Annotated in this window: 28 protein-coding genes; 19 read left to right on the top strand and 9 right to left on the bottom strand. The window is 67.9% G+C overall.

Annotated features, from left to right (window positions below; genetic code table 11):
• The first annotated feature begins 18 nt into the window (after positions 1-18).
• The 6 genes from H7J86_RS02760 to H7J86_RS02735 all read left to right on the top strand — a co-directional run bounded on the left by H7J86_RS02760 (position 19) and on the right by H7J86_RS02735 (position 6,481).
• Complete coding sequence (locus H7J86_RS02760; protein ID WP_187095659.1) at positions 19-933, top strand: SDR family oxidoreductase; 915 nt, start codon at positions 19-21, stop codon at positions 931-933.
• Positions 934-982: 49 nt separating this feature from the next.
• A complete protein-coding gene (locus H7J86_RS33340) occupies positions 983-2,782 on the top strand; it encodes an FUSC family protein (protein ID WP_267289228.1) in 1,800 nt (599 codons plus the stop codon).
• A gap of 78 nt (positions 2,783-2,860) precedes the next feature.
• The gene (locus tag H7J86_RS02750; protein ID WP_267289226.1) at positions 2,861-4,657 is read left to right on the top strand and encodes an N-acyl-D-amino-acid deacylase family protein; all 1,797 of its coding nucleotides are present in this window, start codon (positions 2,861-2,863) and stop codon (positions 4,655-4,657) included.
• A 16-nt stretch (positions 4,658-4,673) separates the two neighbouring features.
• Complete coding sequence (locus H7J86_RS02745) at positions 4,674-5,090, top strand: limonene-1,2-epoxide hydrolase family protein (RefSeq protein WP_372517211.1); 417 nt, start codon at positions 4,674-4,676, stop codon at positions 5,088-5,090.
• 46 nt (positions 5,091-5,136) lie between these two features.
• Complete coding sequence (locus H7J86_RS02740) at positions 5,137-5,628, top strand: protein disulfide oxidoreductase (protein WP_090360756.1); 492 nt, start codon at positions 5,137-5,139, stop codon at positions 5,626-5,628.
• 4 nt (positions 5,629-5,632) lie between these two features.
• Entirely contained in the window at positions 5,633-6,481 is an 849-nt protein-coding gene (locus H7J86_RS02735) for a cytochrome c biogenesis CcdA family protein (protein ID WP_187095670.1), read from the top strand.
• Here H7J86_RS02735 and H7J86_RS02730 read toward each other — a convergent pair.
• The 3 genes from H7J86_RS02730 to bfr form a co-directional block, all read right to left on the bottom strand.
• On the bottom strand, positions 6,432-6,857 hold the full coding sequence (locus H7J86_RS02730; RefSeq protein ID WP_267289222.1) for a hypothetical protein: 426 nt from the start codon (positions 6,855-6,857) through the stop codon (positions 6,432-6,434). The two genes, H7J86_RS02735 and H7J86_RS02730, sit on opposite strands and share 50 nt — an antisense overlap.
• Positions 6,858-6,862: 5 nt before the next feature.
• Positions 6,863-7,345, bottom strand: coding sequence for a carboxymuconolactone decarboxylase family protein (locus tag H7J86_RS02725; protein ID WP_187095672.1), 483 nt, complete (start codon positions 7,343-7,345; stop codon positions 6,863-6,865).
• 106 nt (positions 7,346-7,451) lie between these two features.
• Positions 7,452-7,931, bottom strand: coding sequence for a bacterioferritin (gene bfr / locus H7J86_RS02720; RefSeq protein WP_090360767.1), 480 nt, complete (start codon positions 7,929-7,931; stop codon positions 7,452-7,454).
• Between the two features lie 259 nt (positions 7,932-8,190).
• Between bfr and H7J86_RS02715 the strand changes: the two genes are divergently transcribed.
• A complete protein-coding gene (locus H7J86_RS02715) occupies positions 8,191-8,826 on the top strand; it encodes a fatty-acid--CoA ligase (RefSeq protein ID WP_267289220.1) in 636 nt (211 codons plus the stop codon).
• Between the two features lie 4 nt (positions 8,827-8,830).
• Positions 8,831-9,016 (top strand): (2Fe-2S)-binding protein, encoded by a 186-nt coding sequence (locus tag H7J86_RS02710; protein WP_090360771.1) that lies wholly within the window; start codon positions 8,831-8,833, stop codon positions 9,014-9,016.
• Here the strand turns inward: H7J86_RS02710 and H7J86_RS02705 are convergent.
• Both H7J86_RS02705 and H7J86_RS02700 read right to left on the bottom strand, forming a co-directional pair.
• A complete protein-coding gene (locus tag H7J86_RS02705; protein WP_090360773.1) occupies positions 9,013-9,768 on the bottom strand; it encodes an enoyl-CoA hydratase/isomerase family protein in 756 nt (251 codons plus the stop codon). The genes H7J86_RS02710 and H7J86_RS02705 overlap by 4 nt on opposite strands.
• Entirely contained in the window at positions 9,765-10,475 is a 711-nt protein-coding gene (locus tag H7J86_RS02700; RefSeq protein ID WP_090360776.1) for an EthD domain-containing protein, read from the bottom strand. The genes H7J86_RS02705 and H7J86_RS02700 overlap by 4 nt, the downstream gene beginning before the upstream one ends.
• 119 nt (positions 10,476-10,594) lie before the next feature.
• Between H7J86_RS02700 and H7J86_RS02695 the strand changes: the two genes are divergently transcribed.
• Positions 10,595-12,619 (top strand): FUSC family protein, encoded by a 2,025-nt coding sequence (locus H7J86_RS02695; protein ID WP_308204815.1) that lies wholly within the window; start codon positions 10,595-10,597, stop codon positions 12,617-12,619.
• Here the strand turns inward: H7J86_RS02695 and H7J86_RS02690 are convergent.
• Positions 12,567-13,214: a PaaI family thioesterase gene (locus H7J86_RS02690; protein ID WP_187095674.1), complete on the bottom strand. Its 648-nt coding sequence runs from the start codon at positions 13,212-13,214 to the stop codon at positions 12,567-12,569. The genes H7J86_RS02695 and H7J86_RS02690 overlap by 53 nt on opposite strands.
• An 81-nt stretch (positions 13,215-13,295) precedes the next feature.
• Between H7J86_RS02690 and H7J86_RS02685 the strand changes: the two genes are divergently transcribed.
• The 4 genes from H7J86_RS02685 to H7J86_RS02670 are packed head-to-tail and all read left to right on the top strand — an operon-like array spanning position 13,296 to position 17,770.
• On the top strand, positions 13,296-13,979 hold the full coding sequence (locus H7J86_RS02685; protein ID WP_090360781.1) for a GntR family transcriptional regulator: 684 nt from the start codon (positions 13,296-13,298) through the stop codon (positions 13,977-13,979).
• Positions 13,980-14,036: 57 nt separating this feature from the next.
• A complete protein-coding gene (locus H7J86_RS02680) occupies positions 14,037-15,455 on the top strand; it encodes an allophanate hydrolase (protein ID WP_267289218.1) in 1,419 nt (472 codons plus the stop codon).
• A complete protein-coding gene (locus H7J86_RS02675; RefSeq protein WP_167160060.1) occupies positions 15,452-16,138 on the top strand; it encodes a cysteine hydrolase family protein in 687 nt (228 codons plus the stop codon). Before H7J86_RS02680 ends, H7J86_RS02675 begins: the two co-directional genes overlap by 4 nt.
• A 24-nt stretch (positions 16,139-16,162) precedes the next feature.
• Complete coding sequence (locus H7J86_RS02670) at positions 16,163-17,770, top strand: SulP family inorganic anion transporter (RefSeq protein WP_090360789.1); 1,608 nt, start codon at positions 16,163-16,165, stop codon at positions 17,768-17,770.
• Here H7J86_RS02670 and H7J86_RS02665 read toward each other — a convergent pair.
• Positions 17,767-18,156, bottom strand: coding sequence for a cupin domain-containing protein (locus H7J86_RS02665; RefSeq protein ID WP_187095676.1), 390 nt, complete (start codon positions 18,154-18,156; stop codon positions 17,767-17,769). The genes H7J86_RS02670 and H7J86_RS02665 overlap by 4 nt on opposite strands.
• Before the next feature lie 90 nt (positions 18,157-18,246).
• On the opposite strand from H7J86_RS02665, the gene H7J86_RS02660 reads away from it, so the two are divergent.
• From H7J86_RS02660 to H7J86_RS02640, 5 genes are all read left to right on the top strand, one after another.
• Positions 18,247-19,932, top strand: coding sequence for a tetratricopeptide repeat protein (locus H7J86_RS02660; RefSeq protein WP_090360794.1), 1,686 nt, complete (start codon positions 18,247-18,249; stop codon positions 19,930-19,932).
• Positions 19,933-20,244: 312 nt separating this feature from the next.
• A complete protein-coding gene (locus H7J86_RS02655) occupies positions 20,245-20,913 on the top strand; it encodes a rhomboid-like protein (protein ID WP_267289216.1) in 669 nt (222 codons plus the stop codon).
• A gap of 10 nt (positions 20,914-20,923) precedes the next feature.
• Positions 20,924-21,403, top strand: coding sequence for a nucleoside deaminase (locus tag H7J86_RS02650; protein WP_267289214.1), 480 nt, complete (start codon positions 20,924-20,926; stop codon positions 21,401-21,403).
• Positions 21,400-22,680 (top strand): alpha-amylase family glycosyl hydrolase, encoded by a 1,281-nt coding sequence (locus H7J86_RS02645; protein ID WP_267289212.1) that lies wholly within the window; start codon positions 21,400-21,402, stop codon positions 22,678-22,680. Before H7J86_RS02650 ends, H7J86_RS02645 begins: the two co-directional genes overlap by 4 nt.
• Positions 22,681-23,022: 342 nt before the next feature.
• Positions 23,023-24,018: an esterase family protein gene (locus H7J86_RS02640; protein ID WP_090360807.1), complete on the top strand. Its 996-nt coding sequence runs from the start codon at positions 23,023-23,025 to the stop codon at positions 24,016-24,018.
• Positions 24,019-24,082: 64 nt separating this feature from the next.
• On the opposite strand, the gene H7J86_RS02635 is transcribed toward H7J86_RS02640, so the two are convergent.
• Positions 24,083-24,811, bottom strand: coding sequence for an SDR family oxidoreductase (locus H7J86_RS02635; RefSeq protein ID WP_267289210.1), 729 nt, complete (start codon positions 24,809-24,811; stop codon positions 24,083-24,085).
• A complete protein-coding gene (locus H7J86_RS02630; RefSeq protein ID WP_267289208.1) occupies positions 24,808-25,764 on the bottom strand; it encodes an NADP-dependent oxidoreductase in 957 nt (318 codons plus the stop codon). The genes H7J86_RS02635 and H7J86_RS02630 overlap by 4 nt, the downstream gene beginning before the upstream one ends.
• 113 nt (positions 25,765-25,877) lie before the next feature.
• Between H7J86_RS02630 and H7J86_RS02625 the strand changes: the two genes are divergently transcribed.
• On the top strand, positions 25,878-26,516 hold the full coding sequence (locus H7J86_RS02625; RefSeq protein WP_235683289.1) for a VC0807 family protein: 639 nt from the start codon (positions 25,878-25,880) through the stop codon (positions 26,514-26,516).
• The last annotated feature ends 16 nt before the right edge of the window (positions 26,517-26,532 follow it).

The following is a 26,532-nucleotide window of genomic DNA, read 5'->3' as shown; positions in this document are numbered from 1 at the left end:
ACGCGCGATACTCAGTCGATGACGCCTCGCTCGTTGCGCGGCCGGGTGGCGGTCGTCGCGGGCGCAACCCGGGGTGCCGGCCGCGGTATCGCCGCCGGGCTCGGCGAGGCCGGTGCCACCGTCATCTGCACCGGACGCAGCAGTGTGACCGGCAATGAAAGCTCCGATTACCGCCGACCCGAGACCATCGAACAGACCGCCGCACTGGTGACCAAGCTGGGCGGGACGGGACTGGCCATCCAGGTCGACCACCTCGATGCCACGCAGGTACGGGGCCTGGCTCGGCGGCTCGATGCGGAATTCGGCGCCATCGACATTCTGGTCAATGACATCTGGGGCGCCGAGGTGCTCAAGGGCCCGCCCTCGACATGGGGCAGACCGCTGTGGGAGCACGACCTCGATGACGGCTTGCGCATCCTGCGCCTGGGAATCGACACCCACCTGATCACCTCACACTGCCTGATGCCGCTGCTGGTCGCCCGACCCGGTGGGCTCGTCGTCGAAATCACCGACGGCACAGTGGAATACAATGCCGAGAACTACCGACTGTCGGTGTTCTACGACTTGGCCAAAGTCGCGGTGAACCGGCTCGCCTACAGCCAGGGCCACGAGTTGCGGGAATTCGGCGCCACCGCGGTGGCGGTCACCCCGGGATGGTTGCGTTCCGAGATGATGCTGGATGCCTACGGCGTGTCCGAGGCCGATTGGCTGCACGCCCTCGACATCGAACGCAGCGACGGATACCCGGCCGCACCGCCCGGCTTCGCGCAGTCCGAATCCCCCCGTTTCGTGGGCCGCGGCGTCGCCGCGATCGCTGCCGACCCGGCCCGGCAGCGGTGGAATCAGCAGTCGGTCACCTCGGCTGCCCTGGCCGCCGAATACGGTTTCACCGATATCGACGGCCGCCGGCCCGACGCCTGGGCGGTGTCCTGACCCGCGGCGATGTCCGGTCTGCGCGTTGACCGGCGGTTAGGGTGAGCCCGTGCCCGCCGACGCCTCATTCGCGGCCGGACCCGGGTTCGGCGCCCTGTTCCGGATGCGGCCGTCCCCGCCCCGTTGGCCGATGGGTGTGCGGGCCGCTGTCAGCGCCGCCGTCCCCATCCTGATCGGTTGGGCCACCGGCGATCTCGGCGCCGGCCTGATCGCCACCCTCGGCGCGTTCACCTGCCGCTTCGGTGGCGACCGGCCGTATCTCAACCGCGGCACACAGCTGGCCGTCATCGCGGTGACGCTCGCGGCCGCGGTGACGCTGGGCGCATGGGTGGCCCCGATCCCCTGGTTGGCGGTCACCGTCGTATCGGTCATCGCGGCGACGGCGGTGTGGTTGTGCGCAGCCCTGTCCGTCGGCCCTCCCGGTGCCTACATCTTCGTGATCGTCTGCGCCGCGGGAGTGGGGGTCTCGGCATCGCAGCTTCCGCCGTGGCAGATCGGATTGCTGGTGCTCGCCGGCGGCGCGCTCGCCTGGACCACGCAGATGGCCGGGGCGTTCCTCGATTTCCGCGGACCGGAGAAGGCCGCGGTGGCTGCGGCAGGAGATGCAGTGGCGGCCTGTGCCGAGCATCCCGAGGACCCCGCTGTGCGGGACCGCGCGGCAAGCGCCTTGTATCGGGCGTGGAACGTGCTGGTCAGCTACCAGCCGCTGGCGGCGCGCCCCGGTGGCACGCTGGACCGGCTGCGCGACGCCAATCATGCTCTGCACGTACTCTTCTCCACCACGCTGCGTGCCGCCGACGCGGCGCGGCCGGTACCACCGGAATGCGCGGCCACCGTACGGGCCGTGGCACGCCTGGACCTGGACCCTGCCGGTATCGCGGTCCGCGACCGTGACCGCCGCGCCCTGCGTCCGCCCCGCATTCCGGAGTTGCTGCGCCAGGCCCTCGCCCCCGGCGCGCACACCCGGCGGGTGATGTTGCGCGTGGCGGTGGCCGCTCCCCTGGCCGGCGCCACGGCGGCGATCACCGGTGTCGGGCACGTCTACTGGGCGGTTGCGGCGGCGGTGCTCGTCCTGCACACCGGTATCGACCGCACCGCGACCTTGCGACGCGGCACCGAACGGCTGGTCGGCACGTGGATCGGGTTGGTGCTGGCCGCCGCGGTCCTGGTGGTCCACCCGCAAGGTCCGTGGCTGGCCTTGGTGGTCGCCGCGCTGCAGTTCGTCATCGAGATCCTGGTGACCCGCAACTACACGCTGGCCAGTGTGTTCATCACCGCCGCCGCACTGACCGCCTCCACCGCGGCGCACCGCGTCGATGTCGGCCCGATCATCGTCGACCGCGGCTTGGACACCCTGATCGGCTGCGCGGTCGGGATCGCGGTGTACCTGTTCACCGCGCCGCGCCAGGAGGCGGGCCGCCTCGGCGCCGCGGTGGCCGACACCCTGGTTGAAGTGGCGGCCGTGGCCCGGTACCTGTGCGCCGACACCCCGGCCACCCTGGCCGCGCGCGCGGCCCGACGGGACCTGCAACGGGCCGTCCTCGACCTGGGTGCCGCATATGGCGCCGCACTCGGCGGGACCGCCGGCCAGACCGCGCTGGCACAGCAGCTCACCGCGACGGTCAGCGCCGCGGAGAGCCTGGGCTATCTCATGGTGACCAGCTGCTGGGCCGCCGAGGACGGCGCCACCACCCTGTTGGCCGAGGTCGACGGCGACAAGTATGTCGCCGCGCTGGGAGAACTCGCCCGAAAAGCGCGGACCGGAGCACCCATCGCGGAGGAACTGGCGCTGCTGACGCCGACGGTCAGCGCGGGTCCCGGCCACCCGGATGCCCCGCTCACCGAGTAGACAGGTTCTCAAATCTGTTCACGATTTTCGTTGACACCCGTCCGGTCGCGCTGTTGTGATGACGGGGTGAGCGTGAACGTGACCCACAACACTTTCGACACCATCATTCGCGGCGGCCGCTGGTTCGACGGAACCGGTGCCCCTTCGGCGGTGCGCAATATCGGCATCCGCGCCGGCCACGTCGTGGCCGTCAGCGCAGATGACCTCGACGCCACCGGGTGCGCCGAGGTCATCGACGCGGACGGCAAATGGGTGCTGCCCGGCATGCTCGATATCCATACCCACTACGACGTCGAGATCCTGGGCGGTCCCGCGCTCACCGAATCACTGCGCCACGGCGTGACGACGGTGATGCTGGGCTCCTGCTCGCTGTCGACCATCCACGTCGACGGGCAGGAGGCCGGTGACCTGTTCGGCCGGGTGGAGGCCATCCCCCGCGAACACGTCATCACCGCGGTCGACGGCAACAAAACCTGGGACAGCGCGGAGGGGTATGTCGAAGCGCTGGAGAAGCTGCCACTGGGCCCCAATGTGGCCGCGTTCCTCGGGCATTCCGATATGCGCACCGCGGTCATGGGTCTGGACCGGGCCACCCGCCACTCCGAGCGCCCGTCGCGGCGCGAGCAGGACCGGATGGAGCGGATGCTGGCCGAGGCGCTGAATGCCGGATTCGTCGGAATGTCTTCGCAACAACTTCTTTTCGACAAGATCGACGGCGAGGTGTGCCGGTCCCGCACGTTGCCGTCCACCTACGCCAAACCGCGCGAACTACGCCGACTCAAGTCGCTGCTACGACGCAGCGGACGCGTGTTGCAGTCGGGCCCCGATATCGCCAACCCGGTCAATCTGGCGTCGCAGCTGGCCCAGTCGCTGGGCCTGTTCCGCAACCCGCTCAAGACCAGCCTGCTCTCGGCCGCCGACGTGAAGTCCAATCCCTACGCCGTGAAGATCCTGGGCCCGCTCGCCCGGGCGGTGAACGCACTCGGCGGTAACTTCCGCTGGCAGCACCTGCCGGTCCCGTTCGAGGTGTACGCCGACGGAATCGACCTGGTGGTCTTCGAGGAGTTCGGCACCGGCGCCGCCGCCTTGCACCTACGCGATGAGGTGGAACGCAATGAGTTACTGCGTGACCCCGAGTACCGCAGGCAGTTCCGGAAGGACTACGAGAACAAGTTCGGCGTGCGGGTGTGGCAGCGTGACTTCTACGACGCCGATATCGTCGCCTGCCCGGATACGTCGGTGATCGGCAGATCCTTCGGACAGGTGGCCACCAACCGCGGGGTGCACCCCGTCGATGCGTTCCTCGACCTGGTACTCGAACACGGCCGGGCGCTGCGCTGGCGCACGACCATCTCCAACCATCGCCCCGATGTGCTCAAGAAGCTCGCCCGCGAGCCGGGGATCCAGATGGGCTTCTCCGATGCCGGAGCCCACCTGCGCAACATGGCCTTCTACAACATGGGTCTGCGACTGCTGCGGCATGTGTACGAGGCCGAGAAGGCCGGCCGGCCGTTCATGACGATCGAGGCAGCGGTGCACCGGCTCACCGGCGAGCTGGCCGATTGGTACCGCCTCGACGCCGGCCACCTGCGCGTCGGGGACCGCGCGGACGCCGTGATCATCGATCCGGCCCGGCTGGATGCCACGCTGGAGACCTATGCCGAGGAACCCGTCGAGCAGTACGGCGGGCTGTCCCGGATGGTGAACCGTAATGACGACACCGTATGCGCCGTGCTCGTCGGTGGCCGGTTGGTGTTCGCCGCCGGCGAGGCCACCGAGCTGGTCGGGCGGCGTCGCACCGGACGATTCCTGCGGGCCGCCCACCGTGCCCCCGCGCTGCCGGCCGAGAAGGGCGAATTGTCCAGTGTCAGCTGAGGATACCGTCCGCCAGATGTGGAAGGCGCTGTCCGAGCGGGACTGGGACACCGTCAAGTCACACCTGGCCGACGACTGCATCTACGCCGACATGCCGGTCGGCCCCGCCGCCGCGGCGCGCGGTCCCGAGGACATCGTCAAGCGGCTCAAGATCGGCCTTGAACCACTGGCCTCCTATGTCAACCACGACGGGCTGCTGGTCGCCGACGGCGCCACCGTGATGTACGAGCATTCCGAGACCTGGGAATGGCGCACCGGCGAGACCGCCGTTCTGCGGTTCGTCACCGTGCACCACGTCCAGAACGACCGGATCACCCTGTGGAAGGACTACTGGGACATGAGCGCGCTGGTGAACTTCGCGCCGTCGACGTGGTTGGACGACCTCGTCCGCGCCGATATGTCCTGGATCTACGACGCCACCGGCCAGATCTGACACTGCCGGGACTGAACCGGGCGGTATCCGGGTACGTGCATGCAGTATGACCTCTCGAATCCGCCACCTCGCGCTCATCGTCGCGTCAGCCGCGCTGCTGTTCGGTGTCACCGCTGCCCCGGCCCTGGCCGACGACCGCCTTCAGTTCACCGGGACCACGCTGTCGGGTAGTCCCTTCAACGGCGCCACCTTGCAGGGCCGCCCGGCCGTGCTCTGGTTCTGGACACCGTGGTGCCCGTTCTGCAATCAGGAAGCACCCAACGTCAGCCACGTCGCCGCGGCCAATCCCGGGGTGACGTTCGTCGGCGTGGCCGCCCGCTCCGATGTGGCCGCCATGCAGGGCTTCGTGTCCAAGTACAACCTCAACTTCACCAACCTCAACGATGCCGACGGATCCCTGTGGGCCCGGTTCAATGTGCCGTGGCAGCCCGCCTACCTGTTCGTGAAGCCCGATGGCACCTCGTCATTCGTCAACAACCCGACCTCGGCGATGTCCGAACAGGAACTCTCCGACCGGGTCGCCGCACTCAAGTCCTGATCGTATGAACCCAGACCTCGTCGGCCTGGCGTTCAGTGCCGGGCTGGTGGCCGCCCTGAATCCGTGCGGGTTCGCCATGCTGCCGGCGTACCTGGCGCTGGTGGTGCAGCGGGACGGGGGCCCCGGCCGGGCTGTCGGGAGGGCGCTGGGGGCCACGGCGGCGATGACGCTGGGTGTGGTGGTGGTGTTCGCGGGGTTCGGCACGCTCGCCGTGTCGGTGGCCTCCACCATCCAGCGTTATCTCCCCTACGCCACGGTGGTGATCGGAGTGGTGCTGCTGTTGCTGGGCCTCTGGATGCTGGCGGGCCGGCGAGTGGGTTTACCGATCGGCGCCGGTGCACGCTGGGCACCCACCGCCCGGGTCGGGTCCATGGTCGGCTACGGCGCGGGTTTCGCCCTCGCCTCACTGTCGTGCACGGTGGGACCGTTCCTGGCGGTGACGGCGGGTGCGGCGCGGGCGGGGTCGGCGCGTGACGCGTCCCTGGTGTACCTGGCGTACGCGGCCGGTTTCGCCCTCATCGTCGGGGCGCTGGCGGTGTCGGTGGCGCTGACAAGCTCTGCACTACTCGACCGAATGCGCCGAATTGTGCACTATGTCAACAGGATCGGCGGCGTGATACTCGTCGTCGTGGGTGCCTACGTGGCGTATTACGGCGTCTACGAGATCCGGTTGTTCACCTCCGGCGCGGGCCCTGCGGATCCGGTGATCACCGCGGCCGGCCGGGTCCAGTCCGCCGTGGCCGGCTGGGTGCATCAGCATGGCAGCTGGCCATGGTTACTTCTGCTCCTGGTGGGCGCGGTGCTCACCGCGACAACAGTGCGATACCGGCGACGATCAGACCGAGCACCTTGATCACCTCGAGCCCGACGTACGCGTGATGTGCGCGCGACCGGGGCACCTCGGCGCCGGCCAGCACCGCGTCGGAACGGCGGGTCAGGGGTGGACGCACGGCGATCAGCTGCACCACCAGCGCACCCGCCGCCGTCGCGGTCGCCACGACGGCGGCGACCGGCGGGTGCGACAGCGCGAGTGCGGCAATGACGACCAGGCCGAGCACCGACTCGGCCGCGTTGAGGGCACGGAACACCAACCGCCCGATTCCCAGTCCGATCGCCAGCGTGACACCGGGTGCCCGGAATTTCAGTGGCGCTTCCACGAACGAGATCGCCAGCACCATGCCCAGCCAGACGAACACGCCGGCGACCGCGGTCGCGACCCCACCGCTCATCTGGATCAGAGGGTGATCTTGCAGGCCTGGCCGATATCGAGGGTGCGCAGCATCCGGCCCATCCCAAGCCACATGGCGCAGGACAGCGCGAGATCGGTCAGCAGTTCGTCGTCGAATTCGGCCGAACAGCGCTGCCAGAACTGTTCATCGTCACGTAAGGCGGTGTGATCGCGCGCGAATCGTTCCGCGAACTCCGCGGCAACCCGCTCCTGTGCGCTGTAGCCGGGCCAGCTTCGCCACTCGTGGGCGTGGTCGTAGAGATCCTCGTCGACCCCGGCGGCGAGGCCATCCGAATCGCGCGTGTTCTGGCACACCACGCATTCGTTGTCCAGCGCGATCACCATCCGGGCCAGCTCGCGGACCCGCATCGGGAGACGGTTCTTGGTGTAGACCGCGTTCGTGAAACCGGCCATGGCGACCCCGATATCGGGAGATTTGCGCACCCATGCGGCGGCATCATCGTCGGCAAAATCTCCGATTCGACTCATCCTGCGAAGCGTACGCGCGCCGAGAGAGAATTGGAACATGTTCTAGTTTTTCGACGCCGCCGGCCGCCGACGGGATGTCGGCGGCCGGCGGGTGTCGGTATCGGGATTACTTGGGTGGACGCGACACGCACTGCGCCGAGTACAGCGCCTCGCCGAGCTTGTCCATCAGCTCCAGCTGCGTCTCCAGGTAGTCGATGTGCTTCTCCTCGTCGGCGAGGATGTCCTCGAAAAGCTTGGCCGACACCGCATCCTGCTTCTCACGGCACATGATGACGCCCGGCCGCAGTCGGGCCACCACCTCGTACTCGATCGCGAGGTCGGCCTCGAATTGCTCGCGCAGCGTCTGGCCCACTCGCAGGGAGAACAGTCGCTGATAATTCGGGAGACCGTCGAGGAGCAGAATGCGGTCGGTGATCCATTCCGCGTGGTGCATTTCCTCGATGGATTCTTCGCGCGTGTGTTGCGCTAATTCACTGAATCCCCAATTGTCCTGCATCTTCGAATGCAGAAAATACTGATTGATCGCCGTGAGTTCGCTTGTCAACTGCTCGTTGAGCAGTTTCAGAACTTCCGGATCGCCTTGCATATCACTCCTAAGCACCTTGAGGGCTGGTCAAGTGTTGCTATTGCCGTGCGCTTCGAATCTAGTGCAGCGCGAACACCGGGGCGAGGGCTTCGGCGGCGATTCCGCGCGACATCGGACGGGTTTGCGCTGCGCATAGGTGAGGCTAACCCTAGTCAGCGATACGGAGATGGACTGGCTTGCCTAACTAAGGCTACACTCACCTAACTATCAACGGCAGCGCCGGGAACCCGGCTGCCATGGCGGCGGAGGCGGTGTGCAGATGAGCGAATACCATTTGCATTCACTTATTCTGGCCGCCGACTATCGCGTCGCCGATCCCGAGTCGATGTGGAATTCGTTGAAAGGCCGCCAGCAATCGCTGGTGAATATCGACGCCCGTCATGTCGTTCTCTACACGTCGATTTGGGAACCGGGACGCATTCTGGTGACCATCGGCGTATCCCATCCCAATTCAGTGCGCGACGTTCTGCGTTCGCCGGCGATATTCGATCTCTTCGATGTCGCGGGCGTCGACGACATTCCGGCGATCTTCGCGGGCGAGGTCGTGGAGAAGATCGACCTGTTCGACACTGCGCCGGGCAGCGCCGGGGAAACCGTCGCCGGCGTGATCGTGGGCGTGGTCGCCACCGTGGACAGCGTGGAGGACCTGATGGTCAAGGTGCACGGCGCCTCAGACCGGTTCCGGCAGTCCGGCGTCCGCAAGATCTGGGTGTACCGCGCGTTCGACGACGGACACGAAGTGCTCATCCTGCAAGAGATCGAGAACGAGGCCAGTGCACGCCGCTGGATCGACCATCCCGACGCCGCCGCGGAGTGGCTGTCCCGAGCCGGATTCGGGGCCTACCCCGCCCTGTTCGTCGGAAAGTTCGCCCATCTGATGACGGTCGGGGGCTGAGCCGATGTTTGTCTGTCTGTGTACCGGCGCCACCACCCAGGCCGTCCACGACGCCGTGGCTGCGGGTGCCACCACGTCCAAACAGATCGCCGATGCGTGCGGGGCGGGATCGGACTGCGGACGCTGCCGCCGCACACTGCGCGCGATCCTCGCGGCCTCCCGCGAGTGCCCGGTGCATGCGGCCAGTTAGCCGCGCTTGTCGACGAACGAGGCCAGCGCGTCGACGTTGGCGGCCTGACCCAGAAGCTCGGCGAACAACGCGTTCTCCCGCTCACTGGCCTCGGCGATGCCAGGCCGAATCGGCTCCAGCATGGTCTTCTTCACCGCCAGCAGGCTGCCCAGCGGACGCGAGGCCAATACCTCGGCGTGCCTGCGCGCCTCGGCCAGGAGATCCTCGGGCTCACAGACCTTGAACACCAACCCCATTCGCTGCGCCTCGGCCGCGTCGATCCACTCCGAGGACAACAGCAGCCACGCCGCGTTCTGCCTGCCGATCAACCGCGGCAGCAGGTACGACGAAGCCGCCTCGGGCGGCACGCCGAGGCTGGTGAACGGGCACTTCAGCCGCGCCGTGGACGACATGAACGCCAGATCCGCGTAGCCGAGGATGGTCGTGCCGATACCCAGCCCGACGCCGTTGACCGCACAGATGAACGGTTTCGGGAAGGCGGCGAGGGCCTCGATCATGCCGCGGAAACCGTACTTGCCCGGCTTGTAGTCGGGGTCGGTGACCAGCTTCTGCATCTCCACCAGGTCGTTGCCCGCACTGAACGCGCGACCCGCTCCGGTCAGCAGCACGACCGACACCTCGGGGTCGTCCGCCGCTGCCCACAGCGCCTCGGTGGTGGCGTCGTACAGCGCCTCGCTGAAGGCGTTGAGCGCTTCGGGCCGGTTCAGGGTGAGCGTGCGTACCCGGTTGTCATCGGAGATCAATAATGTCACGCCGGTAGCGTATCCACCTGGCCCCACAGCGGGTACCGGCTGGTGGGCACCGTGTCGATATCTCGGTCTGCGCCGAACCGTGCCACGCTGGCCGCCATCTTCCCCATCCGGTCCCCGAGATCGGCATCGTCGGCCGCACCGAAGAACGCGTGCAGGTCGGAGACCGCCTCGATCGGGAAGAGCTCTTCGACGATGGCGTCGATCCGAGGTGCACCAGCGGTGAGGGGCCGCACCACCGTGTTCTGGGTATAGCCGAAAGTGGCCTGGGTGGCGATGGCCACCGGGGTGTGGTCGATATGCCATCGAGTGAGCCACGTGGCCTGGTCCAGGTCGGCGGGCCTGCGCAGCAGAGCCACGTTGGCCAGGCCGGGGGTACGCGCACTCGGCGGCCCCGCCGGTCCGGGCAGGGGCACCGACTCGGTCACCAAATATGCTGCCAGATCATCACATTCGGCGGCCAGCAGCTCGAGGGCCGCGGTGAGGGCCGCGCCGTAGTACTGGTGGGTCCAGATGCTCACGACCGCGGCCACCGGTGGATCCAGCGTGGTGAGCGTCATCAGCGAGGCCCGGACGGCGTCATCCCTGACGTTGACGGTCAGGCCGGGTAGGTCCAGTTCGGACAGCGCCGATGCCACCCCGGTCCGCAATCGCCGACACCATTGCTCATCCGCTTCGGCCCGCCGCAACGTGACCATCACCTTTTCCACTCCCCGAAAGTAACAACCGCCGGGACGCGATAGGGGCCGGATCACGTCGCGGTCAGGGCGCGATTTCGGGAACGCCTCAGTTACCCCCGGCGGGCCACGCGGGGGACAACAATGAGTAGGTGGCGAAGGGTAAGCCCCTGGGGCTGACACTCTACGAGTTCGGCGCGGTGATGCGCAGCCTGCTCGGCGTGCTGGGGGTGGCCGCCGTTGCGCTCTACCTCGACTCGCCGGGAGCGGCCATCGCCGCCGGGGGCGCCGCGGCAATGGCCGGTGCGACAGCCCTGCAGGACAGTCCGCGCAGCCGCTTACCACTGGTCGTCGCCGTGTCGGCGGAAATGGCCCTGGCGGTGGCTGCCGGCGGACTCAGCTCCACCTGGACACCGGTGTTCCTCGCGGTGGTCGCCGTGTGGTGCTTCGCGGCCGGCATGCAGTGGGCGCTGAGCGCCAACGCCGGAATGGTGGCCTCGGGTGCGGCAATTCTGCTCGTCACCGCCTCGCCCGCGGCAGTCAGCCTCACCACGGTGTCGACCGCGAGTGGCCTGGCTCTGGTCGGCGGGCTGGCTCAGGGGGTGCTGATCTCGCTCTGGCCGCAACGCCGATGGCGCGACCAGCGGGAGGCGCTTGCCGTCGCATACCGTTCGCTCGGCGCCGACGCCAAACGATTGGCGTCGGACCCGGGGGCACAGGTGGACCGGCAGCCGTTGATCCGGCTGCGGGAGGCGTTCACGCTCAGCGAGTCCCAGGCCCGACTCCGGCCACCGGCCTACCGCGGCTGGTACGGGTTGCCGGAGCGGATCATGGTGACACTCACCGCACTCGGTCGCGAGGGGCCCCGGGACGGGGCGGCCGCCGACGTGCTGCAGGCCGGCGCCGACCTCCTCGATCTCATCGCCCGGCGCGCGCACCGACGCCAGGTCGGTCCGGCGCTGGCACGGGTGGACGGGGCGGCCGAGCAGCTCAGCGGGGCGACCCGAATTGTCGCCCAACGACTTTCGCACCAGCTGGCGGAGGCCGTCGAGCTGCATCTCGGCCTGTTCGAGCCCGAACAGATCGCCCCGCTGCGTCGGCCCGGGCTTCCACATTCCTGGGCGGTGGCGGCCGGCCTGATCCGTGCGCAACTGAGCTGGCGGTCCCCCATCCTTCGGCACGCTGTGCGGCTGACGATCGCCGCGACCGCCGGGGTGGCGATGGGCCGCGCGGCCGGCGCCGAATCCGGTTACTGGATCGCGGTCACGGTCCTCATGGTGCTGCGCCCGGAGACTGCGCACACCTATACCCGGTGCATCGGCCGAATCACGGGCACCGCGATCGGCGTGGTCGCCGCCTCCACATTCACCGCACTGCTGCACCCGGGCGGGCCCGCTTCGGCCGCACTGGCGGTGACGTTTCTGGGAATCGCCTACCTGGCAGCGGACTTCGGTTACCTCGTGGTCAACGCCGCCCTGGCGGCCGCGATCATCTTCCTGCTGGACGTGAGCGGCGGGGTCGACACCAGTACGGTCGAGCAGCGCTGGTTCGCGACCATCATCGGCGGCGCGCTGGCGGTGATCGTGCATGTCGGCCTGCCCGACAGCGCCCTCGTGCGGCTGCACCAGCGGGCCGGCGAATTGCTGAAGACCGAGATCGATTACGCAGCCACGGTGATCAAGGCTTTCGTCCACGACCTCGACCATCCCGCCGAAATGCTGTCAGCCGCATGGCAGCGAGCGGCCAGCGCGCGCACCGCCTTCGAGGCCGCCGAAGGTGCCACCCGCACCGATGATCCCGAGATTCGACGGTGGTTGCGCACCTACCGCGCCTCGCTCAACGCCGTCACCACCAGTTGCGCCACTCTGGAATCAACCCTGCCCTCGCATCCGTCACCCACCCTGAACCGTGAGTTCACCAGTGCCATAGACGGTTACGTCAAAGCCCTGATGGGCAATCCGGCGACGCCGGCGGCGCCCTGGCGGGTGGATGCCGAGCAACTCGCCGCCGCTGCCGTCGCGGTACGCGACACCGCCCCGCTGCTCAGCTCCGATGACGGCCCCGCCCGCGTGCTGGTCGGCGAGTTGGCCACCATCACCCGGGTGGTGGTGGATATCGCCCATGTCAGACCGGTGGGTCAGTCAGCTGCTCATCCCTGGCCCACTTCGGCCGAATGAACACACCCTCGGCCTCGACGGTGGGACCGTGCGCGTCCGCGATGATTCCGGCCGCGAAGGTCTTGACCCCCTCGGTCCGCACGATCCTGGCCTCGGCGTGCAGCCGTCCGAGCGGGGTGGGTCGCAGGTACCGGACCGTGATGGTGCCGGTGAGCCGCGGACTGGTGGCCGGGCTGGCCACCTCGCCGAGGATGTGGTCGAGCAGCATCGCGGCCACACCGCCGTGCACGTGCCCCGGCGGCCCCTCGTAGGGCGCACCGAGCTCGAAGTCGGCGAACACGCTGCCGGTCTCGTCCCGTTGCACCGACAACGGCGGAGCGATCGGGTTGCGCAGCCCGATCACCGCGTTACCCCATGGCATCCGGTCGCCGTGTGCGGTGAACCGGACACCGAACGGGCCGTCGAGCTGACGGCCGCGCAGCGCCGCGGTCGCCGCGTCGATCTGCGCCTTCGCCTCGGCCACCACATCGGCGTCCACCTCGGACCTGATCGTGGCATCGATCAGTTCGCGGACGGCCTCGGTCAGTGGCCGGTAGACGGTGCGCAAGCGCTCGACGTCCTCGGCACTGAGGTCCTCGAGTGTGAAGTCCAGCATGGGAGAACTAGAACATGTTCTAGGTGTGGTGTCGACCCTGCACGACGCACTCGCCGGCAAAAGTTCCTACGATGGCGTGGCATGGCGGCACCCCGGGTGGACGGACCGAGGCAGAAGTTGCCTGCGACGCTCGTCGATGTCGCGGGCAACCGGCTGCGTGACGCCATCCTCAGCGGGACCCTGGGCCCCGGCGAGAAGATCGTCGAAGAGCAGCTGTGCGCCGATCTCGGCATCAGCCGCGCCCCGCTGCGCGAGGCCCTGCGACTGCTGGCACAACAAGGCCTGGTCGAGCATCTCCCCCGGCGTGGATCGCGGGTCACCGACTGGTCACCGGCCGATATCCTGCAGCTGTTCGCGTTACGCCATGTGCTGGAACGGCACGCCATCGAGATGGCCATGCCGCTCGCCGACCCGGTGTCGGAACTGGAGCCGGTGCGCCACGCCCTCCGCGAAATGACCTGTGCACGGACCGCACTGGACCGCGACGACGCTCATCGCCGTTTCCACGCCGCCGTGGTCGGGCTGGCGGCGAACCGGCAACTCGACATCGTCCTGGCGCCGATCCTGCTGAAACTGCAGCTGCCGATGGCGATGAACATGCGCGAGGAGGCCCGCCACCACCGCGCCGGCGACGGGATCGAACGGCACCGGGCCATCCTCACGGCACTCGAGTCCAACGACGCCGCCACGGTGATCGCCGCGCTGGAGGATCACGGACACCTGAGGTACCTGAATCTCCCCGCCGACCTCACCGAACATCGCTAACACGATCGACACACGCGCGTACCGCGATCGCCATCATTCTGTCGACAATCGACATTCATGGGTTCAGATGTACGCGGCGACCACGGGATCAGCAGGGGTCCGTCGATCGGGCCATCGATCGCCGAGATTCTCGATTCGCATGCCGGCGGCACCGGTTCCCCGGTCAAGACCGCGACCCGAGTCGCCGACGCCATCGCCGCACGCGGGGATGACGGAACCTGGTTGTCCACCGTTCCCCGCGACGAACTGCTGGCCGCCGCGGCCGCGATCGAAAGCCGGCCAGGGGCACGGACCTTGCCGCTCTACGGCGTCCCGTTCGGGGTCAAGGACAGCATCGACGTCGCCGGGGTTCCCACCACGCTGTCCTGCCCGGACTACGCCTATATCCCCGAGACCACCGCACCGGCCGTGCAGCGACTGCTGGACGCGGGGGCCTTGTACGTCGGGAAGACCAATCTGGACCAGTTCGCCACCGGCCTCAACGGCACCCGCACCCCGTATACGGTGCCCCGCAGCGTATTCGGCGGGGAACTCATCTCGGGCGGCTCCAGCTCGGGATCCGCGCTGGCCGTCGCGCTGGGACAGGTGCCGTTCGCCGTGGCCACCGACACCGCGGGATCAGGCCGGGTGCCCGCCGCCCTCAACGGCGTGGTGGGCTTCAAACCCTCGCGAGGACTGATCAGCACCGTCGGTCTGGTGCCGGCCTGCAAGTCCCTGGACTGCCTGAGCGTGATGGCCGGCTGCATCGACGATGTGGACCGTGTTTTCGATGTGATGGCGGCACGCGACGACGCGGACTCATGGTCCCGGGACCGCGGGCCGCGGCACGCGGGCGGACCCATCCGGGTCGGACTGCCGCCAGTGGCCGAGTTGGAGTTCTTCGGCGACGACGCGATGCGTGCGGCACATCTGGGGTTCCGGGAACAGCTGGAACGTCAGGCCGTCATCGTCGAGGTGTCACTCGCGCCGTTCCTGGCGGCGGGGGCGCTGCTGTATCAAGGTCCGTGGGTGGCCGAGAGATTGGTCGAATTCGGCGATTTCCTTGCCGAGAAACCGGATTCGATCCACCCCGTGGTCCGCGAGATCTTCCGCAGTGGACTCAACTACACCGCGGTGGATGCGTTCGCCGCGTTGCAGAAGCTGCAGGATCTCAAGGCCGAGGTGGCCCGGCTGTGGCAGCACATGGACATCCTCGTGGTCCCCACCATCGGCACCACCTTCACCGTCGAGCAGGTGCTCGAGCGACCCATCGACTGCAACACGATGCTCGGTCACTACACCCATTTCGGCAATCTGCTCGATCTGCTGGGCGTTGCCGTGCCGCTCGGCGTGACCAGCGACGGGCGGCCCTACAGCGCGATGCTGCTGGGCAACGCACTCTCCGATGACACGGCCTTGACGCTGGCCGCCCAGATCCTCGATGAGCCCCGGGCCGCCGCCGCGGCGGCCACTTCCGCGGTAAAGGAGCAGGTATGACCGTCCCCGTCCCCGCTGAACCGTCAGCCTTCTCACTGGTGCCGGGACAGACCGCCCTTGTCGTCATCGACATGCAACGGGATTTCCTGCTGCCCGGCGGGTTCGGTGAGAGCCTGGGCAATGACGTGGATCAGCTGCTCAAGGTGGTCCCTCCACTGGCCGCGCTGATCGCCGCGGCCCGCGAGGCGGGAATCCTGGTGATCCACACCCGGGAAGGCCACCGGCCCGATCTGTCGGATTGTCCGCCCGCCAAGCTGACGCGCGGTGCGCCGTCGAAGCGCATCGGCGATCCCGGCAAGTACGGACGCATCCTCATCCGCGGCGAGTACGGCCACGACATCGTCGACGAACTGGCCCCGATCGAGGGCGAAGTGGTGATCGACAAGCCGGGTAAGGGGGCGTTCTACGCCACCGAACTCCAGGACGTACTGACCGCCGCCGGTATCACGCAGCTGCTCGTCACCGGTGTCACGACGGAGGTGTGCGTGCACACCACGACCCGCGAAGCCAACGACCGCGGTTACGAGTGCCTGGTGGTATCCGACTGCGTCGGTTCGTATTTCCCGGAGTTCCAGCGGGTGGGGCTGGAGATGATCAAGGCCCAGGGGGGCATTTTCGGGTGGGTCGCCGACACCGCTGCGGTCATTCCCGCGTTGCAACAACTCACCACGAACGCCGCCTGAGCGTCCGCCCGAAAGGATCCAGCCATGTCCACCGACGTCACCGATCCCCCCGCCAGCTCCGATCCCCCCGCCGAAAAGGCCCAGCCGGGGTTGTCCATCCCCTGGTGGACGCGAGGCGACACCAACGCGTTCTTCGGACTCGGATTCAACATCCTGGTCAACGTCCTGACGTTGACCGGCTTGATGATCGGTGTCGTCAACGTGCCGCCGGGCGACGTGCTCGGCACCATCCTGCCCGCGCTGGGCGTGGCCCTGATCCTGGGCAATCTGTACTACACGTTCCTGGCCCGCCGGCTGGCCAAGCGCGAAAACCGAACCGATGTCACGGCTTTGCCGTACGGCCCCAGTGTGCCGCATATGTTCATCGTCGTATTCGTGGTGATGCTACCGGTGTACCTGAACACCAAGAACGCGATGGCGGCCTGGGAAGCCGGGCTGGCGTGGGCGTTCATGATCGGCGTCATCGTGATGATCGGCGCATTCGTCGGCCCCTATATCCGTAAACTGACCCCGCGTGCCGCGATGCTCGGCACGCTGGCCGGTATCTCGATCACCTTCATCTCCATGCGACCGGCCGCACAGATGTGGGAAGCGGCCTGGATCGGCCTACCGGTCATGGCGATCATCCTCATCGGCTTCTTCACCGATATGAAGCTGCCGTTCGGCATCCCCGTCGGCCTGGCCGCCCTGCTGGTCGGCACCGCGATCGGGTGGATCGGCGGGTTCATGTCGGCACCCGATGTGGGACAGGCGGTTTCGGATATCGCCATCGGCGTCCCCGACCTTCGGGTGGACATGTTGTTCTCCGGCCTGTCGCATCTGGCCCCGCTGCTGGGCACCGCGATACCGCTGGGCGTCTACAACTTCACCGAGGCGATGAGCAACGTGGAGAGCGCCGCAGCCGCCGGCGACAACTACAACCTGCGCAGTGTGCTGCTCGCCGACGGTGCCGGTGCGGTCATCGGGTCGGCGTTCGGTTCGCCGTTCCCGCCCGCGGTCTACATCGGCCACCCCGGCTGGAAGGACGCCGGCGGCCGCGCCGGTTACTCGCTGGCCAGCGGCGTGGTGATCGGTATCTTCTGCTTCCTCGGGCTGTTCGGGGTGTTGGATGCGCTGTTACCGGTTCCGGCGATCGTGCCGATCCTGCTGTACATCGGTCTGCTGATCGGCGCGCAGGCGTTCCAGGCGGTGCCGCGACTGCACGCCGTCGCGGTCGTCGCGGCCATCCTGCCCAACCTCGCGCAATGGGCCAGCGGGCTGATAGACAACGCCCTCAACGCGGCGGGCACGTCCGCATCGAAGGTCGGGTTGGAGGCACTCAACGGTGCGGGTGTCGTCTATGACGGCCTGTTGACCCTCGGCGAGGGTGCGGTGCTGGTGGGCCTGATCCTGGGCACGATGGTGACGTTCATCCTGGAGAAGAAGTTCCTCTACGCGGCGATCGCCTCGGTGGTCGGTGCGGCCCTGTCCTTCATCGGGCTGATCCACGCGCCGCAGGTGGCCTGGGCCGCGAATCCTCAAGTGGCCCTCGGCTATCTGTTCTTCGGCGTGGTGTGCGCGATCTACCACTTCCTACCCGGGGCGAAAGATCCCGTCGAGGTCGACGAGGCCGATATCGTCGCCGGCCACTAGCGAGAGGCGGCGACGAACGGGACCTCGGTGCCGGGCGCGAGCACGACGTACATCCGGCGCCACGGGTCGCTGTCGATCAGTTCCCACTGGTGGCCCGAGCCCGTCGTGTCCTCGGCGAGCAACACGTCGCCAGGCGCCAGTGTGAACTCCTCGCCGTCGCGGGTGCAGAACCGCAGCGTGCCCGCCAGCGTCACCACCAGCTGGCGCACGGGCGCGGTGTGCCAGGCGAGCGACCCACCGCCTGCGGTCTCCTCGACGGTGACGTGTGCGGCCGACATCGCCACCGACACCAGGTCGGCATTGCGGCCCGGCGCCATGTCCAGAGTTCCCACCTCCGCGTGGGATCCGCCGTCGTCACCGGTCCACAACCGGACACATCTGATCATGGGGTCACGCTAGTCGCAGGCCGGCCGGTTCGCCTCAGGCCTACACGCAACGCTTCTCGCTGCGGCCCCCGCTCAATTAACGTGCGTGCCATGAGCGCAGCCATCGAGCCGTACTACGACCTGGGCACCTACCACCGGCCGGTCGACTCCCCCGAACCGGAAGCCCAGGTGTGGTTCGACCGCGGCATGGTCTGGGCCTACGCGTTCAACCACGAGGAAGCCGTGCACTGTTTCGAACGGGCGCTGGCACTCGATCCCGAGCTGGCCATCGCCCGGTGGGGCATCGCCTACGCGGTCGGCCCCAACTACAACAAGGCATGGGAGGCTTTCGACCCGGTCGATCTGGCCACCTCGTTGGACCGGGCCCGCGCCGAGCTCGCCCGCGCCGGCACCGCCCGCGCCTCTGCGGTGGAACGCGCCCTGATCGACGCGCTGGCCGTGCGCTTCCCCACCGACGATCCGCAGGACACCGAGGCGCTGGTGGCCGGCCACGACGCCTACGCCGATGCGATGGCCCGAGTCGCCGCGGAACACCCCGGCGATATCGACGTCGCGGCGCTGGCGGCCGACGCACTGCTCAACGTCACCGCATGGGCGTTGTGGGACAGCGCAACCGGAGATCCGGCACCGGGCTCGCGGGTACTTGAGGCCATCCGAATCCTCGGCGATGCACTGACCACACCGGCCGGACGGGCACATCCGGGCGTGCTGCACCTCTACCTGCACGCGTGCGAGATGTCGGCGCACCCCGAGGACGCGTTGCCCGCCGCCGATCTGCTGCGCGGTCTGGTGCCCGATGCCGGCCACCTGCAACACATGCCCAGTCACATCGACGTGCTGTGCGGTGACTACCGTGCCTCGATCGTGGCCAACCAGGCCGCGGTGCGGGCCGACCGGCGCTTCGTGCAGCGCGAGGGCCCGCTGAACTTCTACTCCCTGTACCGGGCGCACGACCTGCATTTCGTCGTGTACTCGGCGATGTTCGAGGGGCAGTCCCGCGTGGCTCTCGATGCGGCCGACGAATTGTCGGGTCAGCTGACCCCGGAGCTGCTGGCCATCGAGTCCCCGCCGATGGCCGACTGGCTGGAGGCGTTCGTGCCGCTGCGCGTCCACGTACTGGTCCGGTTCGGACGCTGGGACGAGCTGATTGCCACCCCACTGCCCGAGGACCAGCAGCTGTACTGCACCACCACGGCCACCATCCACTACGGTCGCGGTGTCGCGCACGCCGCCAAGGGGCAGCTCGCCCAGGCGTATGCCGAACGCGAGGCACTGGCCGCCGCGTACGCCGGCATCCCGGAGACGCGCTATCTGTTCAACAACACCAGCCGTGACATCCTGGCTATCGCGGTGGCGATGCTGGACGGCGAAATCTCCTACCGCGAAGGGCATTTCGACGAGGCCTTCGCGCACCTGAGGACGGCGATCGCGCTCGACGACGCCCTGCCCTACGACGAACCGTGGGGCTGGATGCAGCCCACCCGGCACGCCTATGGCGCCTTGCTGCTGGAGCAGGGCCGTGTCGAGGAAGCGGCCGCGGCGTATGCGGCCGACCTGGGACTGGACGACACTCTGCGCCGGTCCTGCCAGCATCCCGGCAACGTGTGGAGCCTGCACGGCTACCACGAATGCCTGCAGCGGCTGGGCCGTGACGCCGAAGCCACGATCATCGGGCGTCAGCTCGACCTGGCGCGGGCACGCGCCGATGTCCCGGTTAACGCATCGTGTGCATGCCGTCTCGGTGCGGTAACAACTGGGAAAGACTGCTGCCACTGAGGCGCGTCCCGTGCGCGCGGACACGTCACGGTACTAAGGTGTTGGGCAGGCAGGGGTTTCGCGCCTCGCAACGGGGCGACTGCGCGACGGCCCCTCGCCGTTTGGGGGAACAGTGTCCATAGCCACGACGAGGTCCACACCTGTGTCGGACGAACCGTTGTCCGCTCTGGTCGACATCATCAAATTCGCCGTCGCGGAATCGGTCCGCTCAGCCGGCGGATCCCAACGAGACATCGATCGCGTCGCGGTTGCCGCCGCTTACGCAGCCTGGTGTTGGGGCTCCGCTGCGGCGTTCGAGACCGTTCCGCAGGTATGCCGTCAGACCTAGCCGGTAACCGCCTGCGCCGCTTCGTATTGAGCGCACCCTTCACCTTCTCCTGGTTGACGGTGCTGCTGATCACCACCGTGATTCAGCACAGCCTCAGCCAGCACGCGCTGAACCGGTTCCTGCAGGCGCGCTCGACCAACCTGCACCATCTGGCCGGCGACCCGTTGCGGGTGCTGTTCACCAGTCTGTTGTGGATTGACGGCCATCACTGGTGGCCGTATCTGCTGCTGTTCGCCGCCTTCGTCGCCCCCGCCGAGCGCTGGCTCGGCCCCCTGCGCTGGTTCACCGTCGGGATACTCGCCCACATCGGGGCCACGTACCTCAGCGAGGGCTACCTGTACTGGACCATCCAGGAGGCGATGGTGTCACCCCGGTACATCGACGCCAGGGATATCGGGGTCAGCTACTTCCTCGTGGGTCTGATCGGCGTCCTGACCTATCACGTCGTGCGGCCGTGGCGGTGGTTCTATCTCGCGGCGGCGGTATCGACGTTCGGCCTCGCGGTCGCCCTGCAGCTGCAGTTCACGCCGATCGGCCATGCCTGCGCCCTGCTGATCGGGTTGGCCTGCTATCCACTGACCCGCAATCGTCGCCGCCCGCCCTGGGATCCGGCGAAGCTGCTACACCGATGGCACCGTATCCGGGTTGAGTAGGCTCCCAAGCGTGGCGATCAGCGCGCGAGACCTCGAATGCCTGCGCCGCTGCGTCGAACTCGCCGCGGCGGCACTCGATGACGGCGACGAACCCTTCGGGTCCATCCTGGTCGACGCGACCGGGCAGACCGTGTTCGAGGATCGCAACCGCGTCAAGGACGGTGACGCCACCCAGCACCCGGAGTTCGCGATCGCCCGATGGGCCGTCGACCATCTGACATCCGAGCAACGCCGCGCCGCGACCGTCTACACCTCCGGCGAGCACTGCCCGATGTGCGCGGCCGCGCATGCCTGGGTCGGGCTCGGGCGCATCGTGTACGCCGCCTCGGCGGCCCAACTGAGCCGGTGGTCCACGGAGTGGGGCGCCCCGCCCTCGCCGGTCGCACCGCTGCCCATCGCCACCGTCGCCCCCGGCATCGTCACCGACGGTCCTGCCGGCGAACTCACCGACCGCATGCGTGCGCTCTACGAAGCGAAGTTCAAACCATGACCGATCCGGACTGGGTGACACACGCGATCTGGTGGCAGATCTACCCGCTGGGGTTCGTCGGCGCCTTTCCCGCCGACCCGCCACCACCACCGGACGAGCACCGTCTGTTACGCATCGTCGAATGGCTGGACCACGCCGTCGAACTCGGCTGCTCCGGCATCGCGCTCGGTCCGGTGTTCGCTTCCCGCACCCACGGTTACGACACCACCGACCACTACCGCATCGATCCGCGGCTGGGCGTGGAGGCCGATTTCGACCGGCTCGTCGAGGAATGCCATCGGCGCGGACTCCGGATCCTGCTCGACGGGGTCTTCAATCACGTCGGCACCGACTTTCCGCGGTACCGGGCGGCACTCGACGGTGGCGACACCGCCTGGTTCCGCAGGGCGCGCGACGGTTTCGCCACCTTCGAGGGGCACGGCGAGTTGATCGCGCTCAACCACGGCAACCCCGACGTCGTCGACTACACCGTCGAGGTGATGGCGCACTGGCTGGACCGTGGCGCCGACGGCTGGCGGCTGGACGCCGCCTACGCCGTGCCCGACCGGTTCTGGGCTTCGGTGCTGCCGGCCGTCCGCGAACGCCATCCACAGGCCTGGTTCGTGGGCGAGGTGATCCACGGCGACTACCCCGCGCAGGTGCGGTCCGCCGGGTTCGACTCCGTCACCCAATACGAGCTGTGGAAGGCGATCTGGAGCAGCCTGAACGACGGCAACTTCCACGAATTGGACTGGGCGCTGCAACGCCACAACGACTTCCTGGACACCTTCGTACCGCTCACCTTCGTCGGCAACCACGACGTGACCCGGATCGCCAGCCGGCTCGACGATTCCCGACACCTGGAGCATGCGCTCGTGCTGCTGCTCACCACCGGGGGCACGCCGTGCATCTACGCCGGCGACGAATGGGGGTGGCGCGCGGTCAAGGAGGAACGGGTGGGCGGCGACGACGCGGTCCGCCCCGAATTCGACCAGCGGCCGACCGGCGACAACGACATCCTGCAACTGCACCAATATCTGATCGGATTGCGGCGCCGCCAGTCCTGGCTGCACACCGCGCGTACCGACGCGGTCGAGGTGAGCAACACCGGCCACGTGTACCGGACCGTCGCAGACGGCCGCGAGCTGACGGTGGCGCTCAACATCGGCGACGATCCGTTGCCGGTCGCCTTGCCCCGGCCCGGCCGGATCACCGCCGGCTCGGGCGCCCCACCGCCGGATCACGTTGCCGACCTGGTGGTTCCGCCGCACGGATGGGTCATCGTCGAGCCGCAGTGAACTGGCCGCCGGGTGGCGCTGCACCCGGTGCGATCGCGGTCGGTGTGGCCGCCGGTGGGGTATCGATATCGGCCGAACCATTGCCGAATTGCGTTGGTGTGCAACATATATCGACAATCCCTCGGCCGACAGACTGCGCGCAGCCCCGGCCAGATCACGGCGGATCACGGCGAGGTCTCAGGGCTGAGTCTCAATCGTTAGCCAACCGCGATATCACGACGCGGCCGTGTTACACGTGTGGCATTTGGGGCGCGTGATTCACTACCGACGAAGAAAAAGCAGCGGCAATTGCTTTGGGTCCCGGACGGGACACGCAAGAGGAAAGGTGGGTTGGTTGCCGTTATGAAGTTCATCAGAAAGATTCGTGGAGAGTGGCTCCGTCGAGCGGCGGTGGTCGCCGCGACCGTCGCCGCACTGCCCGGGCTGATCGGCTTCGCGGGGGGTTCGGCGACGGCAGGAGCATTCTCGCGGCCGGGCCTTCCCGTCGAGTATCTCGACGTGCCCTCGGCATCCATGGGCCGCGACATCCGTATCCAGTTCCAGGGCGGCGGGCCGCACGCGGTGTACCTGCTCGACGGTCTGCGCGCCCAGGACGACTACAACGGCTGGGACATCAACACCCCGGCCTTCGAGTGGTACTACCAGTCCGGCCTGTCGACGATCATGCCGGTCGGCGGCCAGTCCAGCTTCTACACCGACTGGTACCAGCCGTCCAAGGGCAACGGGCAGAACTACACCTACAAGTGGGAGACGTTCCTGACTCAGGAACTGCCGGCCTACCTGGAGGCCAACAAGGGTGTGTCGCGCACCGGCAACGCCGTGGTCGGCCTGTCGATGGCGGGCAGCGCTGCCCTGACCTACGCGATCTACCATCCGCAGCAGTTCATCTACGCGGGCACGTTGTCGGGCTTCCTGAACCCGTCCGAGGGTTGGTGGCCGATGCTGATCGGCCTGGCCATGAACGACGCCGGCGGATTCAACGCCGAGAGCATGTGGGGCCCGGCCTCTGACCCGGCCTGGCGTCGCAACGACCCGATGGTCAACATCAACCAGCTGGTCGCCAACAACACCCGTATCTGGATCTACTGCGGTACCGGAACCCCGTCGGATCTCGACGCCGGCGCCAACGGCGCGAACCTGATGGCGGCCCAGTTCCTCGAAGGGTTCACGCTGCGCACCAACGTCACCTTCCGCGATCGCTACATCGCCGCAGGCGGCACCAACGGCGTGTTCAACTTCCCGCCCAACGGGACTCACACGTGGGCGTACTGGGGTCAGCAACTTCAGATGATGAAGCCGGACATCCAGCGTGTGCTCGGGGCGCAAGCCGCGACGTAACACACCAGAACCACAGGGAGCCTGCCGCAACCCCCCGAGCGGCAGGCTCCCTGCTTTTGTCTGATCAGTTCTGGACGGTCGGACGGATGGTGATATCGCCGATCTCGACATCCCGGGGCTGCTCGATCGCGAACGCGACCGCCCGAGCCACCGCCTCCGGGGCGATCGCCATCTCCGCCATCCTGGAACCGATTTCGGGATCACGATCCGGCCCGCCGAGTTCGGTGCGGACGTAGCCCGGCGAGATGCCGGTCGTCCGGATCACCCCGTCGGTGGACTCCTGACGCAACGCCTCCAGCAGCGTGCGCACCGCATTCTTGGTGGCCGCATACACACCCATGTTCGGCACGATCTTCAACCCCGCCGTCGAGACCGTCGTGACGAAGTCGCCGTGACCCTGGCGCAGGAACACCGGCATCGCCGCCGCGATCCCGTTGAGCACCCCCCGCAGATTCACATCGATCATGGCCGACCAGGCACCGAGGTCGCCGTCGGCCAACGGGCCGAGCGCCGCGATCCCGGCGTTGCTCACGAACACATCGAGTCGGCCGAAATGCTCGACCGCCGCCGCGACCAGTCGCTCGACCTCCTCAGGCCGCGTCACGTCGACAGCCACGTGCACCACGTCGGCGCCGTCGGCCCGCAGCGAATCCTGCAGCGCCGTCAGCAGATCGACACGCCGCGCGCCCAGCACCACCCGGGCCCCGCGTCGCGCCAGCAGCCGGGCCGTCGCTGCCCCGATCCCACTACTGGCCCCGGTGATCACCACGACCTTGCCCTCGATCGGGTTCACGGGCGCAGCACCAACTTGCCGCGAGTGTGCCGCTCCTCCAGATCGCGATATGCCGCGCGGACCTCAGCCAGCGGGTACACCTTCGCGATCGGGACCTCGAGCTCGCCGGATGCCACCAACGCGGCGAGTTCGGCCATGACCGCGGCAGTACTGGCCTCGGCACTGCCGACGCCGAGGACACCGAACTGCTCGATCGCCGCGAAATCGATGACGGTGTCCACCCGTTCGCGGGGTACGCCCAACTCGTCCACGGCGAGCGCGACGTAGCCGCCGCCGAAGAAATCGAGGAACGCGTCCACCCGGCCCGGCTCAGCTGCCGCCCGCAGCCGGTCCGCCAGACCATCGCCGTAATTCACCGGAGTCGCACCATGCTCACGTAGCCAGTCGTCGTTGGCCGGTCCCGCGATACCGAGCACCCTCGCCCCGGTCCGGGCCGCCAACTGCACGGCGATACTGCCGACACCACCGGCCGCGCCCGCGATCGCCACGGTCTCCCCGGCTTTCAGACCGACCGACCCGACGGCGGCGTAGGCGGTGGATCCGGCGACATACAGCGATCCGGCCACCTCCCAGGACACGCCGGCCGGTTTGACCGCGAGCTGATCGGCGGGCACCGTCACGTACTCGGCGTGGCTGGACCGTCGCATCGAGAACCCGAGGACTTCGTCGCCCACGGCGAACTCGGTGACACCGCTCCGTTTCCCGTCGCTTCGCTCGCCTCGGTCACCCAATTCGACGATCACTCCGGCCAGATCACTGCCCTCACCCGAGGGGAACGTCGCCGGCCAGATGTCGTGCAGAAAGCCCCTGCGGATCATCGCCTCGCCCGGATTGATACCCGCCGCCTTGACCTCGACGAGCACCTCACCAGGGGCGGGCTCGGGCCGTGGCACCTCGCGAACCTCCAGGACGTCGACGTCTCCGTACCGATCGAACTGCACAGCTCTGCTCATGAGGGCTACGACGACCCGTGGCCGGTGAGTATTCCGCCGCACCGCGATTTCTCGGCCGACACGCGGATACGCCCTTCAGCGACCTCACAGCTTCGCGACCTACCGTCGGCCCGGTGAGCGAGCCGCCCGCGCGACCACCGTCCCTGCGTCCGGTCCTGCGCGGCATGCTGCTCGACTTCGGGCCGCCGTTGGGCGCCTACTACGGACTGCGTGCCGCCGGGGTGTCCGAATATATTGCGCTCCTGACCGCGACCGTGCTGGCCGGGATCAAGGTGGCCTATGACGCGATCAGGGCGCGCCGGCTCGATCCCTTCGCCGGCTACCTGATGCTCAACTTCGGCCTGAGCCTCGCCGTCGGACTGGCGACCTCGAATGCCCGGATGCTGATGGTGGGCGACACCCTGGTGGGCGGGATCGGCGCCTTGATCTTCCTGGGCAGCTGCCTCATCGGTAAGCCCCTGACCCAGGTGGTCGCCGAGCGCGTCCAGCCCCCCGACGAGCGCTCAACCGAGCCGGGCGCGGCGGCCTACAGACACCGCGTGCACGTTCTGCTGTCAGCGATATGGGGAGTCGGCCTGCTACTGGGCATGTTCCTCAGTCTGGGCATCATCTTCTCGCTGTCCGTCGACGTCGGGAAGGGTGTGAACACGGTGGTGTCCCTTGCGCTGACCGGCCTGCTGATCCTGGCGACCGTGGTGGTGGCCAAGGCCGCCAGATCGCGGTGGGAACAAAGGATCGCCCCACAGGGTTGAGCCCATCAGGTTCAAC

The sequence above is a fragment of the Mycobacterium hackensackense genome (assembly GCF_025822555.1).
GTDB classification, from domain to species: domain Bacteria; phylum Actinomycetota; class Actinomycetes; order Mycobacteriales; family Mycobacteriaceae; genus Mycobacterium; species Mycobacterium fluoranthenivorans.
Note: the sequence above shows the minus strand (reverse complement) of the source record. Positions and strands in the feature narration are given on the sequence as shown.